We start from the raw sequence: 12,931 nt of genomic DNA, 5'->3' as shown, positions 1-12,931 counted from the left end.
CGCTACTCGAACGGCTTCAGCACCGGGACCGGAGGCCGGTACTCCTCGAGTGTCCCGCCGTTGTCCGTGGACTGCCGCACCAGCATCGTCAGGGTGCCGACAAGGTGATGCTGCACCGCCTCGCTCGCGCCGGGCGCGTTTCTCGCCATGACGTTGTCATAGATGTTCTCGTGAACGGCCAGAATGTCGGCGAGTGTCCGGGTCCTGGTGGTCGACAGGCCGAGCGCGTGCATCTGGGAACGCGTGTTCGCCACCACCTGAACGACACGCTCGTTGCCGGCCGCCCGCACGATCGTCTCGTGGAAGACGAGATCATGCTTCTGAAACAGTCGCTCGTCGCCGGTATCGCACGCTTTGCGCATGCCGTCGAAGGCTCTCGTCAGCGCGGCACGCTCACGGTCGCTCATGCGCGTTGCCGCGCGGTATGCCGACGGCGCCTCGAGCAGCAGCCGTAATGAGTAGATTTCCTCGATGTCCTTGACCGATAGCTCAAGAATGCGCACTCCACGGCTGCGCTCGAACCGGACCATGCCGTTCGCCGCGAACTGCAGGAGCGCCTCACGCACTGGCGTGCGTGACACGCCGAGTTGATTCGCGATCTCCACAACCGAATACAACGATCCGGGGACCAGTTCGCCGGACAGGATCGCGGTCCTGATCTGTTCGAAAACGCGCTCGGTCAGCGATGCCTGGTCAACGGACAGCGGCTTCACTCACGCTCACGCTTCCCATCGGCAAGGCACGGGAGGCCACTGCGGCCTCTCCTGTACGGCAAAGTTGCGGGCACCATCGTTCCCCAGGTTTCGGTCCTCGGCGTCACAGAAAGGATAGATCAGCGCCTTGACTGGCCGGCAGGACCGTCTCGGCGTAGAGCCGTCGCCAGCCGCGGCTGGGTAGCGGGGCCGGCGTGAAGTCACGCAGGCGCCGGGCGATCTCAGCCTCGTCCACCATGAGGTCGAGCCGGCGAGCGGGCACGTCGAGCCGGATCAGGTCACCGTTGCGGACGACGGCGAGCGGCCCGCCGGCGGCGGCCTCGGGATCGCAATGCAGCACGACGGTGCCGTACGAGGTGCCGCTCATCCTGGCGTCGCTGACCCTGACGATGTCCCGGATGCCCTGCCGCGCCAGCTTGCCCGGAATGGGCAACGCGCCGGCCTCGGGCATCCCCGCACCGACCGGCCCGGCCCCCCGCAGTACGAGAACATGATCGGGCGTGATGTCGAGGTCGGGGTCGTCGAGGATCCTGGCGATGTCCTGGCCGGCCTCGACCACGAAGGCCGGGCCGGTGTGCTGCAGCAGCTCGGCGCTGGCCGCCGAGGTCTTGATCACCGCACCGTTGGGAGCGAGCGATCCGGTCAGGACGGCCAGCGCGCCGGGAGGGCCGAGCGGGTCGCCCAGGGGTCGGATGACGTGCTGCCAGTCCTCGCGCGGGCGAGTCTGCTCGAGCAGTTCGGCGAGCGGACGCCCGCTGATGCCGACCGTCGAGGTTTCCAGGTGTGGTTCGAGCTCCTTGAGCAGCGCGGGGAGGCCGCCGGAGCGGTGGAAGTCCTCCATGTAGTTCGCGCCTGACGGCTTGCAGTCCACCAGCAGCGGCACCTTGGCGCCGATGGTGTCGAACTCGGTGAGCGACAGGTCGATGCCGGCGCGTCGGGCCACGGCGACCAGATGAACGAGGGCGTTGGTGGAGCCGCCGAGCGCGGCGAGCACCTTGATGGCGTTCTCGAACGCGTGCTTCGTCAGAATCTCCCGGGGAATGGGTGCCCCCTGCCGTGCGAGTTCCACGGCTCGCCGCCCGGTCGCGGCCCCGTGCCGAAGACGCTCGCCGGTCGCGGCGCCCGCGGTGGCTCCCCCGGGAAGCATCATGCCCAGCGTCTCGGTCATGCAGGCCATGGTGGATGCGGTACCCATGACGGCACAGGTGCCCGCGGTCGTCACCAGTTCGCCGCGGGCCTGCGTGATCTCGCCGGCGTCCAGCTCCCCGGCCCGGTGGCGAGCCCACAGCCGCCGGCAGTCGGTGCACGCGCCGAGTCGCTCACCTCGCCAGCTGCCGGTCATCATCGGCCCCACGACCTCCAGCAGGACCGGCTTGTCGGCCGAGGCCGCGGCCATCAGCTGGGCGGGAACGGTCTTGTCGCACCCGCCGAGCAGGATGGCGGCGTCCATCGGCAGTGCGTGGATCATCTCCTCGGTGTCCATCGCCATCAGGTTGCGGAACAACATGGAGGTGGGCGAGGTGAGGATCTCGCCGAGGGAGATGGTCGGAAACTCCATCGGCAGGCCACCGGCTTCCAGGACGCCCCGCCGGACGGCGTCCGCGAGCGCCGGCATCTCCCGGTGGCACGTGTTGTAGGCGGAGGTGGTGACCGCGATCCCGATCACAGGCCGATCGAGATCGACGTCGTCGTACCCCGCCGAGGCGAGAAACGCGCGGCGGAGATACCGGCTGAAGGCCTCGTCGCCGTAGGCGGTGCGGCTGTGGTCGATCGCGGAAACGGACTCTTGTGCAGACATGGCAGGGGTCGCCTTACGTGTACGAAGTATTGACGGTATGGGGCCGTGACCGGGAGCGCTCAGCCGGCCAGCGGCATCGCGAGCGGACGCATGGGCGCCCCGGTGGCGCCGCGGATCTTCAGGCAGGCGCCGACGAACGCGAACTCGTGGATGGATTCCGCGGCGAGCCGCTCGCAGTCGACGATTTCCATCATCGGCACACCGGCCTCGCCGAGCAGGTAGGTGTGGACGACCTGCCAGTTCTCTGGATCGTCGGCGGGCATCTGCTCCAGCGCCGAGTTGTCCCCACCGATCACTGATGCTCCGGCGCGGGCCAGATACTGCGCGCCCGCGAGGTTCAGTCCCGGGCTGTTGTCGATGTACCGTCGCGGGTCGGGCCACTGGGTCATGCGTCCGGTGCGGACGAGGGCGATGTCTCCCGGGAAGAACGACGTGCCCTGTCGTCGCAACGCATCGCGGAGATCGTCGGCGCCGATCCCGTAGTTGTCCGGCAGCATGTCGACGCCGTGCAGGCCCGCCACGTCGAAGAGCACACCGCGACCGATGATCGGCGGTATCTTGTCGGCGCCGCACTTGGTCCAGTGCCGCGAGCTGAGGTGCTGAGCCGCGGAGAATCCGTTCCAGATCTCGCCGTTGTAGCCGAAGTGGTTCAGCGTGTCGATGTGCGTCCCGGTATGGGTGTACATCGACACCGCGTCCCCGGAGTAGGAGACCAACTGGTTCTGCGTGAGACCGGCGCCGGTCAGGTCGTCCAGGATCGTGCCGCCGGGGGTGTGGGTCATCCACTGCTGGAAGGCCGGGTCGCCGGCCTTGATCCACGACGGCATGCCGACGAACAGGTCCACGGAGAGGTCGATCGCGGCGCCGCCATCGGCTCGACGCATCACCTCCCGTGCCCGTTCCGGCGACAGGAGGTTGAGCATGCCGATTTCGTCCTCGGCGCCGAAGGGGCTCGTCGTCACCTTCCGGAACTCGGCGGCGTACGCCGCGATTCTCCTGCGGGTCTCCGGCGTGATGAACTCAGGTCCGCACACGAGCGATCTCCTTTCTGCCTGCTTGTCCTGCCCGCTGACGGCGTCCCGGCTACGAGCCGGGCACGGAAGTCCGGGTTATTTCCCGGTACAGGTCGGGTTTGCGCTCGGCGAAGACCGCGACTTCGTACTCGTCCGGGATGATCACGAGCTTCTTGGTCCGTGCCTGAGCGAGGTCCACGCCGGCACCGAAGATCCCTTCGGCGTCGCCCGCGTCGACGAGCACCTCGCCGGCCGGTGACACCACCTGGCTGCGGCCGAGGAAGGCGACGCCGTTCTCCTCGTCCGCGCGATCGGCGACGGCAAGGTAGACGAGGTTCTCCAGCGCCCGTACGCGAGTGACGTGCTCGGCGAGGAAGGTGGCGCTGCGCGGCCATGCGGTCGGCATCGCGATGATGTCCGCCCCCTGCAGTGCGAGCACCCGCGCGGACTCGGGGAACCGCAGGTCGAAGCAGATCATCACACCGATGTTGCCGATCGGGGTCGGCACCACCCTCGGGTCCTTGCCGAGGCCCGGCGCCACGAAGCGGTCCAGACCCAGCAACGGCAGGTGCTGCTTGCGATAGATCCCGAGTATCCCGTCAGGCCCCAGTGTCACCGCGGCGTTGTAGAGCACGTCGCCGGCCGACTCAAGGAACCCGACCACGGCGATGACCGACGCCTGGCGGCAGGCTTCGACGAGGTGGGCGACTCGCCGGTCCCCGACAGCGATGGCCTGCCGCTCGGCCTCAGCCCGTGAATCGACCATATATCCGCTGAGCGCGCACTCGGGGAACACGAGGAGCTCGTGGCCGGCCGACCCGGCGCGTCCGATCGCGTCGATCGCCCGCTCGAGGTTGGCATCCAGATCTCCCTTGGCTGAGGGCAGCTGGGCGACCGCGACGCGTGTCGTCCTGTCCGTTTCATGCACCTCGGTTGACCCGCCTTCCTGTTCCAACGGGGTCGAAAAGTAGCATGCTGCATGCAGCACGTCAATCAACGAACGTTGCTCGCGCCCCCCTTGACATGCTGCATGCAGCATGTCAGCCTCGTTCGAGCTTGCAAGTCGTTGACGCAGGTCAGATCGTCGGACTACCCCCCGATCGACTTGCTCTGGTCGCCGCGAGCGCACGCTTGGCGGGACTGCGAGGTACCCCTCGACACCTGGCGCCAAGGCACTTCCCAGGCGCGACTGAGGACTCCTAAAAATCGAAGGATGTCGTTGTGAGGAACGTCGTCATGATTACCGGTGCGAGCGGTGGGATCGGCGCCGGCGCCGCCCGGGCCGTCGCCGATACGGGCAGCGCCGTGCTGCTGGTCGATCACCGCGTCGACGGCATCGAGCGACTTGCCGCAGAGCTGCGCGCCGACGGGCGACAGGCCCTGGCCTGCGCCGCCGACGTCACGGACGAAGCCGCCGTCCAGGGCGCGGTCGCGGCGGCGGTGAACGCCTGGGGTGGCATTCACGGCCTGGTCAACTGCGCCGCCACGATGATCTCCCGGCCCCTCACCGAAACGACGCTCGAGGACTGGACGCGGGTGCTCAGCGTCAACGCCACCGGCACGTTCCTCACGTGCAAACACGTCGTCCGCGCGATGGTCGGACAGGCAACGGGCGGTGTCATCCTGAACCTCTCGTCGATCTCCGGTCGCGTCGGCCTGCCGAATCAGCCGGCGTACTGCGCGTCGAAGGGCGCGGTGCTGCAGTTGAGCCGGCAGATCGCCGCCGACTACGCCCGGCACAACATCCGCTGCAATGTCGTGAGCCCGGGATCGGTGCGGACGGATCAGCTGCGCTCGTACCTCGCCGCACAGCCGGACCCGGCCGCGGCCGAACGGGCGCTCGTGGACTCGCATCCGCTGCGCCGGACCGCGGACGTCACCGAGATCGCAGCGGTCGTCGTGTTTCTGCTGAGCGCTCAGGCGAGCTTCATCACCGGCGCCGACGTGCCGGTCGACGGCGGCTACACCGCCGTCTGACCAGCTGAATCCCGGCTCATAGAAGGTACCTGCCGATGTCTTTCGACATACGCGAACCGGAGCAAACCACCGTGTTGACGCGTCGACCCCGTCTGAGCCTGCCGCGGGGTCCATTCATGCCGGTGTGGGTGATGGCCGCCGGGCTCTTCGCGATCAGTCCGCTGATCGCACCCGGCAGCCTCTCGATCTCGGCACTGCAGTCGATGCTGCCCTTCGCCGCGATCCTTGCGATCGCCGCGCTCGGCCAGTCGTTCGTCATCAGTCAAGGCGGCATCGACCTGTCGGTGCCCGGGGCGATGGCACTGGCCGCCGTGTTCGCGACCAAGGTACCCCAGACGACCGGCATGCCGGTGCCGCTCGCGGCCGCCCTCGGCCTGCTGGCCGGTGCCGTCGGCGGGCTCGTCATCGGCGTCGCCGTAGTGCGGTTCGAGATCGCCACGTTCGTGGTCACCCTGGCCATGAACGCGGTGCTGATCGGCGTCGTGCTGCAACTGTCGAAGGGCTTTCCGGGATCGGCTCATCGTCGTTTCAGCGAGTTCGCGGCCGGTTCGCTGTGGATCTTCCCCAACCTGCTGATCATCGCCGCCGTCCTGGTCGCCGTCACGCAATGGCTGCGACGCCGTACGGTGGTGGGTCGCCGTTTCATGGCCGTCGGGGCCAACCCTGCGGCGGCGCGGCTGCTCGGCGTCCGGACGTCGGCGTACCAGATCTCCGCCTACGTCGTGGCCGGGCTCCTCTACGCGTTGGCGGGCCTGCTGCTCGCGGGATACCTCAGGACGCCGGACATCCTGCTCGGCAACACCTACCAACTGTCGTCGATCGCCGCCGTGGTACTCGGCGGAAGTCTGCTGACCGGTGGCATGAGCAGTGCGCTCGCCACCGGCGGGGCGGCCTTGTTCCTGACCCAGCTCAGTCAGGTCGTCCTGGCAGCGGGCGCCACAACCTCCGTCCAACTGCTCGTCCAGGCGGCTGTACTCGCACTGGCGGTCATCCTGCGCCGGGTGCCGTTCGGCGCGATCTCTCGCCTCTTCAAGGCAACCGGATTCCACCCCCGGTGACCGGGAACCGAAGGAGACGCTCCGTCCTGCCTTCGATCACCGGGAACCGGAACACACCCCAACTGGAGTGACGATGCTCTACAAGCGAAGCCGCATGCTGGCGGCCGGATCGCTGGTCACCGCCGCCTTCGTGGTCACCGGATGCGCCACGGCGAAGGGTGACTCGGCGGGCTCCACCAACGTCGACAAGGTCTACAGCGACAGCAGCCGGATCGGCGACGTCGGCCAGCTGAAGTCGATCACCGAGTTCTGCGGCACCAAACCGCTGAAGGTGGCGCTGGCCGACGGCACGGGCGACAACGCCTGGCGCAAGACGGCCCGCGCGGAGTTCGAGAACGAAGCACACAAGTGCTCCAACCTCACAGTGCTGCCGTACTCCGACGCCCAGAACAACCCGCAAAAGGCCATCAGCGACATCAAGGCGCTCGTGAGCCAGGGCGCCGACGCGATCGTCGTCTTCCCCGACGCCGGTGAGGCACTGCTACCCACCCTCCGGGAGGCACTGCAGGCCGGCGTGGCCGTCGTGCCCTGGACCGCCAACCCGGGTGGTACGCCGGGCAAGGACTACACCACGTTCGTCGGCCACAACACCATCAACGACGGACACACCTGGGCGCGGTGGACGTGCGAGCACCTGGGCGCCGCGGGAGGCAACGCCCTCTTCCTCGGCGGTACGCCCGGCAACACGCAGAGCACCACCGAGATCAAGGGCGTCGAGGAGGAGTTCGCCAGCAACGCGGCCTGCAAGAACGTGAAGCTGTTGAACGATGCCGGGAAGCCGATCGACACGAACTGGAACCCGGCCCAGACGCAACGTGTCGTCGCCGGGCTGCTGACGAAGTACCCGAAGATCGACGCCATCATCTCCGACTCGGGCGACGGCTCGCTGGGCGGCATCCGGGCCTTCCAGGCCGCCAACCGCAAGCTGCCGCTGTGGACGGCGAACGACCTCAACGGCTTCGCATGCGAGTGGCAGCAGCTCAGCACCCAGCAACCGGGTTTCAACATCGTCACGGTGTCCAGCCGTACGTGGATCGTCCGACTCGCCTTGCGCAAGGCCGTCGCCGCCAAGCAGGGCATCAAGAACGATGAGCCCGAGATCATCAACATTCCGATCTACGAGGACAGCTTCGACACCGCCAAGCGGCCCAAGTGCGACCCGGCGTTGCCCAGCAGCGCCATCCTGTCGGCCCAGATGCCCGCCGAGGAACTCAAGAACGTCTACAACTGACCGCCTCGACGCCTGGTCGCAGCCGGTTGATCCGGCTACGACCAGGCACCGAAAGGACACCCACCCATGGACGCATCGAACGCCCGCCTGGTCATGCGCGGTGTGACGAAACGCTTCCCCGGCGTCCTCGCACTCGACAGTGTCGACTTCGAAGTCCGTGCCGGTGAGATCCACGCGCTCGTCGGCGGCAACGGCGCCGGCAAGTCCACGCTCATGGCCGTCGCCTCCGGCGCGTTGAAGCCGGACAGCGGGCAGATCGAGATCGCCGGACGAGCGATCACCGCCAGCTCCCCTACCGCGGCGCGGTCGGAGGGGCTCGCCATCGCCTTCCAGCACCCGGCGCTGCTGCCCGACCTCACCGTGACCGAGAACCTCATGCTTTCCGTACCGGACCGGCAGCGGCCTCGGTTCTCCGCGGCGACACGGTGGGCGGCGGACCGGCTGCTCCCGATGGGGATGCCCATCGACCCTACCGCTGCGGCCCGGACCCTCACCCTGGCGGAGAAGCAGGCGGTCGAGATCTGCGGCGCACTCGCCTGTGATCCACAGATCGTCATCCTCGACGAGCCCACCGAACCCTTCATGGCCGCCGAGACCGCCCGGCTGTTCGAGTGCATCCGGCAACTGGCCGCCCGCGGCGTCGCGGTCGTCTACATCAGCCACCGTCTGCCCGACGTCTTCGCGCTGGCCGACCGCATCACGGTGCTGCGGGACGGGCAGACGCGCGGAACGTTCAACCGTTCCGAGGTCACCGAGCAGGAGATCATCACCCGCGTGGCCGGCCGCGAGGTCACGGCGCTGTTTCCCGATCGAGGCCGCGACCCGGGCGAACCCGTCCTGCGAGTCCAGCACCTCACGTCCGAACGCTTCACCGATGTCAGCGTGGAGCTCGCGCGGCACGAGATCCTCGGCCTGGCCGGAGTCGAAGGCAATGGCCAGCGTGAGTTCATCAGGGCCCTCGGCGGCGCCGCACCGGGTCACGGGCAGGTCCTGGTCGAGGACCGTCCCGTCAACGTGTCGAACCCGCGCCGGGCGCGCCGGGCGGGCATCGTCCTCATGCCACAAGAACGGCACGTCGAGGGTGTCGCCAACGTCCACTCCGTTCGCGAGAACCTCGCGGTCGCGGCCGTGGAACGCACGGCACGACACGGCATCATCGCGCTGGACCGCGAAGATCAACTCATCGGCCGCGAGATTGCCGACCTCGGCGTCAAGCTCGCCTCGCCCGACGTGGCGGTCGAGACGCTCTCCGGCGGCAACCAGCAGAAAGTGGTACTCGGCCGGTCACTGCTCTCCGATCCCAAGGTCCTGCTGTGTGACGAACCGACGCAGGGCATCGACGTCGGCGTACGCTCCGACATCTACCACCGGCTGCGGGCCACCGCCGACGACGGCGTTCCCGTCGTCGTCCTCAGCTCGGACAACGTGGAACTCGCCGGACTGTGCGACCGGGTCCTGGTCTTCTCCAGAGGCAGCGTGGTGGCCGAACTCGTCGGCGACGAGATCACGGACGAGGCGATCACCGCGGCGTCTCTGACCGGGTCGGCCGCCAACCAGGCCGACCGGGGCACCTCGTCCGCGGACGCCCCACGCCAGCGCTGGCGGAGCTTCCTCGCCGGCGAGCAGAGCCCGACCTTGTTCCTGGCCGCCGCCGTCCTCGCCCTGGGCGTCGTCGGCGCCGCGCAGAACGACCGGTTCCTGTCGAGCTTCAACATCACCAGCGTGCTGGAGCTGCTCGCTCCCGTGCTGTTCCTGGCCACCGGTCAGTTGATCGTGATGCTGACCGGCGGCATCGATCTCTCCGTGGGCCCGCTGAGCGGCACGCTCGTCGTCGTGGCGTCGTTCTACGTCGGCGCCGACTTCCCGGTCGGGTGGTGGATCCTGGGATTCGTCCTGATGGCGCTGCTGGCGGGAGCGGTCGGACTGTGCAACGGGGCACTCGTACGCTTCGCCGCCGTCACCCCGGTCGTGGCCACGCTGGTCGCGTTCATGGCGTTGCAGGGACTGTCGCTCGCCATGCGCGACACGCCCGGCGGGACGATCGCCCAGCCGGTGACCGATGTGTTGCAGGCGCGGCTGGGGCCGGTCCCCTGGTCGGTACTCGCCGGTGCGGCACTCGTCGTGGCACTCGAATTCGCCTCCCGGCGCAGGATGACCGGACTCTTCCTGCGGGGAACCGGGTCGGACGAGCAGGCGGCGCACAAGCGCGGCATCCCGGTCGGCCGAGTCAAGGTGCTGGCCTACGTCGCAAGCGCGTTGTGCACGCTGCTCGGCGGATTGTTGCTCGCGGCCCAGATCGGCGTGGGCGACCCGACCGCCGGGACCTCCTACACGCTGGCGAGCATCACCGCCGTCGTCCTCGGCGGGGCATCCATCTTCGGGGGCCGCGGCAGCTTCTTGGGAGTCTTCTTCGGAGTACTGCTGGTGCAGGTCACCCAGAACGTCGCGGTGTTCGCCGGGCTTTCCCAGGCATGGCAATACTGGCTACCCGGCCTGATGGCCCTCGCGGCGACCGGGCTCTTCGCCCAGGCACAACGCCGGACCCGTCTGCCATGAGCCCCGTTGCGCATCGGCGGCGACGGGCACAACCTCTCGAGTGACGACATCACGGCGTGGGGCGGCGAGGATTGCACCTCGCCGCCCCACGACTCCGTCCGCGATCGAAAGCCTCCGAGCTGTCGGGGGGGAACCGCCAGTCGTCACGACGCCGCGATGTGACGGCGCGGCGTCGGCTCCTCGGTGAAGGTGTGTTCGGCGAAGCCTGAGGCCAGCGCGATCAGCGCGGCGTCGAGGTACACGGTGAGGTTCGCGTCGGCGCGGGCGACCCATCGCTCGTAGGCGGCCCGGCACGCCGCCAGCGTCACTCGCCCGACCGCGAGCGGGTAGAGCGAGTCGGCCGGCTGACCGACCCGCTGCGCGACGTATTCGCTCACCACCCGCTCCCAGGCGTCGTAGTGCTTCGCCGCGCCGAGGTTGAGGCCAGGGATCGACCCGATCAGCTTCATCCGGGCACGCAGCTCGGGCACGTCGTCGGCCCGGTAGTGATTGACGGCCACCACCGCCTTGCGGATGGCCTCCATGACGGGAGTGCCGGGCGGCGCCGCGGCGAGCTCCTTGCGAAGCGCGTCGACCTCCGCGTCGAAGGCACCCCACAGCACGGCGGCCTTCGAGTCGAAGTATCGGAAGAACGAGCGCTTGTTGATCCCCGCCTCGGTGGCGATCTGGTCGACCGTCGTCTGCTCGAAGCCGTGCTCGGCGAAGAGCCGCAGCGCGATGCGTTCCAGCTGACGCCGGCTCGTGCCGGGGGGCCGCCCACGGCGCGGAACAGACTCGGTCATGGATGTAGTCTCCTGCACCGGCCTCGCCCGGTGCACCCCGGCACCGCCGACCTCTTGTGGAGGGCGCGTCGGCGGGTTACCGTCCATACATTCATCACCGAGTGACGAATATACGGCGCGGTACCCCCGATCACGGCAAGGAGCACCTGATGAATCCACCCCTGGAGTCGGCGATTATTGTCACCGACCCTCGAAATGCGCCGGTCGCGGTCGAGGGCCACACGGTGGTTGACGAGACCCTCGTCGAGGAGGACCTCCTCGTCGAGGAGGTCTCGATCGACGGCATGTGCGGTGTCTACTGAGTCCGGGCCGGACGGCTTCGATCCGCAGGCCGCATGGCGCCTGCACCCGCAGGTCTCCGTCCGGCCCGAGCGCTTCGGCGCGCTGCTCTACCACTTCGGCACCCGCCGTCTGTCGTTCCTGAAGAGCCCGACGCTGCTCACGGTGGTCAAGGGCCTGGCGGACGCCCGGACGGCCGACGACGCCTGCCGGTCGGCCGGCGTCCGCCCGCAGGAGCTGCCCACGTACCACCGGGCCCTGGCGACGCTCGCGGGGTCACACATGATCTGCGAGAGGGGCGAAGACGCGTGAGTGGTACCCCGCTGCCGTTGGTCGAGCAGTTCCAGCACGGGCTTGACGCGCCGATCTGCCTGACCTGGGAGCTGACCTACGCCTGCAACCTGTCGTGCGTGCACTGCCTGTCCAGCTCCGGGCGGCGCGATCCACGCGAGCTGAACACCGCCGAGTGCAAGGCCGTGATCGACGAGCTGGAGCGGATGCAGGTCTTCTACGTCAACATCGGCGGCGGCGAGCCGACCGTCCGTCCCGACTTCTGGGAGCTGGTCGACTACGCGAGCGCCCACCACGTCGGCGTGAAGTTCTCCACCAACGGTGTGAAGATCACGCCCGAGGTAGCCCGCCGCCTCGCCGCCAGCGACTACGTCGACGTGCAGATCTCCCTGGACGGGGCGACCGCCGAGGTCAACGACGCGGTCCGCGGCGCGGGTTCCTACGACACCGCGATGCGGGCCATGCGGCACCTCGCCGACGCCGGGTTCCGCGGCTTCAAGATCTCCGTGGTGGTGACCCGGCACAACGTCAGCCAGCTGGACGCGTTCAAGGCGATCGCCGATCGCTTCGACGCCCAGCTGCGCATCACCCGCCTGCGCCCATCCGGCCGCGGCGCCGACGTCTGGGACGAACTGCATCCGACCGCCGCACAGCAGCGGGTCCTCTACGACTGGCTGGTCGCCAACGGCGAAGGGGTGCTGACCGGCGACTCGTTCTTCCATCTTTCCGGGTACGGCGAGTCGCTGCCCGGGCTCAACCTGTGCGGCGCGGGCCGGGTCGTCTGCCTGATCGACCCGGTCGGCGACGTCTACGCCTGCCCGTTCGCCATCCACGAGAACTTCCTCGCCGGCAACGTCCGCGACGGCGGCGGCTTCGCCCGCGTCTGGCGCGAGTCGGCCCTCTTCGCCGACCTGCGCCGCCCGCAGACCGGCGGCGCGTGCCACTCGTGCTCGGCGTATGACGCTTGCCGGGGCGGCTGCATGGCCGCCAAGTTCTTCACCGGGCTGCCGCTCGACGGCCCGGACCCGGAGTGCGTCAAGGGACATGGCCAGGCCGCCCTGGCCGCCGCCGCGCTCCGCGAGGTACCCCGACCGTCGGCCGACCACTCGCACCGCGGCCGTCCCGTGCCGGTCACGCTGACCCGGCGGGGACCCGACCGCGCCTGCGACGAAAGCCCTCTGGCCGGACTCTCGCCGGCCTGACGCCGCCCGCGGCTCGGCCGCATCACCCACC

General features: G+C 68.8%; 12 protein-coding genes. 7 read left to right on the top strand and 5 right to left on the bottom strand.

All coding sequences use genetic code 11. The features are described from left to right. Positions 1-2: 2 nt before the first annotated feature. From ACQPY0_RS22790 to ACQPY0_RS22775, 4 genes are all read right to left on the bottom strand, one after another. Entirely contained in the window at positions 3-713 is a 711-nt protein-coding gene (locus ACQPY0_RS22790; RefSeq protein ID WP_432992064.1) for a GntR family transcriptional regulator, read from the bottom strand. A gap of 103 nt (positions 714-816) precedes the next feature. Then, complete coding sequence (locus ACQPY0_RS22785) at positions 817-2,511, bottom strand: dihydroxy-acid dehydratase (protein WP_432992061.1); 1,695 nt, start codon at positions 2,509-2,511, stop codon at positions 817-819. Positions 2,512-2,570: 59 nt separating this feature from the next. Beyond that, the gene (locus ACQPY0_RS22780) at positions 2,571-3,545 is read right to left on the bottom strand and encodes a cyclase family protein (RefSeq protein ID WP_432992058.1); all 975 of its coding nucleotides are present in this window, start codon (positions 3,543-3,545) and stop codon (positions 2,571-2,573) included. A 49-nt stretch (positions 3,546-3,594) separates the two neighbouring features. Then, a complete protein-coding gene (locus ACQPY0_RS22775) occupies positions 3,595-4,563 on the bottom strand; it encodes a carbon-nitrogen hydrolase family protein (protein WP_432992055.1) in 969 nt (322 codons plus the stop codon). A gap of 182 nt (positions 4,564-4,745) precedes the next feature. On the opposite strand from ACQPY0_RS22775, the gene ACQPY0_RS22770 reads away from it, so the two are divergent. The 4 genes from ACQPY0_RS22770 (at position 4,746) to ACQPY0_RS22755 (ending at position 10,346) form a co-directional block, all read left to right on the top strand. Further along, positions 4,746-5,501, top strand: coding sequence for an SDR family NAD(P)-dependent oxidoreductase (locus ACQPY0_RS22770; RefSeq protein ID WP_432992052.1), 756 nt, complete (start codon positions 4,746-4,748; stop codon positions 5,499-5,501). A gap of 116 nt (positions 5,502-5,617) precedes the next feature. After that, complete coding sequence (locus ACQPY0_RS22765; protein WP_432992049.1) at positions 5,618-6,559, top strand: ABC transporter permease; 942 nt, start codon at positions 5,618-5,620, stop codon at positions 6,557-6,559. 73 nt (positions 6,560-6,632) lie between these two features. Beyond that, positions 6,633-7,790 carry a substrate-binding domain-containing protein gene (locus ACQPY0_RS22760; protein WP_432992046.1) on the top strand — a complete coding sequence of 386 codons (1,158 nt, stop codon included), beginning with the start codon at positions 6,633-6,635 and terminating at the stop codon, positions 7,788-7,790. Between the two features lie 66 nt (positions 7,791-7,856). Beyond that, complete coding sequence (locus tag ACQPY0_RS22755; RefSeq protein WP_432992043.1) at positions 7,857-10,346, top strand: ATP-binding cassette domain-containing protein; 2,490 nt, start codon at positions 7,857-7,859, stop codon at positions 10,344-10,346. Positions 10,347-10,489: 143 nt separating this feature from the next. On the opposite strand, the gene mftR is transcribed toward ACQPY0_RS22755, so the two are convergent. After that, the gene (gene mftR / locus ACQPY0_RS22750) at positions 10,490-11,128 is read right to left on the bottom strand and encodes a mycofactocin system transcriptional regulator (protein WP_432992040.1); all 639 of its coding nucleotides are present in this window, start codon (positions 11,126-11,128) and stop codon (positions 10,490-10,492) included. Between the two features lie 149 nt (positions 11,129-11,277). Between mftR and mftA the strand changes: the two genes are divergently transcribed. From mftA to mftC, 3 genes are read left to right on the top strand one after another with little or no spacing between them, the layout of a single operon-like run. Continuing rightward, positions 11,278-11,430, top strand: coding sequence for a mycofactocin precursor MftA (mftA, locus tag ACQPY0_RS22745; protein WP_432992037.1), 153 nt, complete (start codon positions 11,278-11,280; stop codon positions 11,428-11,430). Continuing rightward, positions 11,420-11,719: a mycofactocin biosynthesis chaperone MftB gene (gene mftB, locus ACQPY0_RS22740; RefSeq protein WP_432992034.1), complete on the top strand. Its 300-nt coding sequence runs from the start codon at positions 11,420-11,422 to the stop codon at positions 11,717-11,719. The genes mftA and mftB overlap by 11 nt, the downstream gene beginning before the upstream one ends. Beyond that, a complete protein-coding gene (gene mftC / locus ACQPY0_RS22735) occupies positions 11,716-12,900 on the top strand; it encodes a mycofactocin radical SAM maturase (RefSeq protein WP_432992031.1) in 1,185 nt (394 codons plus the stop codon). The genes mftB and mftC overlap by 4 nt, the downstream gene beginning before the upstream one ends. The last annotated feature ends 31 nt before the right edge of the window (positions 12,901-12,931 follow it).

Source organism: Dactylosporangium sp. CA-233914 (genome assembly GCF_050942935.1).
GTDB lineage: Bacteria > Actinomycetota > Actinomycetes > Mycobacteriales > Micromonosporaceae > Dactylosporangium.
This window is presented reverse-complemented; position numbering and strand designations above follow the sequence as displayed.

Excerpts from the sequence above, each read along its gene's own strand:
- ACQPY0_RS22755 (WP_432992043.1), top strand. The coding sequence starts at position 7,857 with ATGGACGCATCGAACGCCCGCCTGGTCATGCGCGGTGTGACGAAACGC.
- ACQPY0_RS22760 (WP_432992046.1), top strand. The coding sequence starts at position 6,633 with ATGCTCTACAAGCGAAGCCGCATGCTGGCGGCCGGATCGCTGGTCACC.
- mftA (WP_432992037.1), top strand. The coding sequence starts at position 11,278 with ATGAATCCACCCCTGGAGTCGGCGATTATTGTCACCGACCCTCGAAAT.
- ACQPY0_RS22775 (WP_432992055.1), bottom strand. The coding sequence starts at position 4,563 with ATGCTGCATGCAGCATGTCAAGGGGGGCGCGAGCAACGTTCGTTGATT.
- ACQPY0_RS22765 (WP_432992049.1), top strand. The coding sequence starts at position 5,618 with ATGCCGGTGTGGGTGATGGCCGCCGGGCTCTTCGCGATCAGTCCGCTG.
- mftR (WP_432992040.1), bottom strand. The coding sequence starts at position 11,128 with ATGACCGAGTCTGTTCCGCGCCGTGGGCGGCCCCCCGGCACGAGCCGG.
- ACQPY0_RS22785 (WP_432992061.1), bottom strand. The coding sequence starts at position 2,511 with ATGTCTGCACAAGAGTCCGTTTCCGCGATCGACCACAGCCGCACCGCC.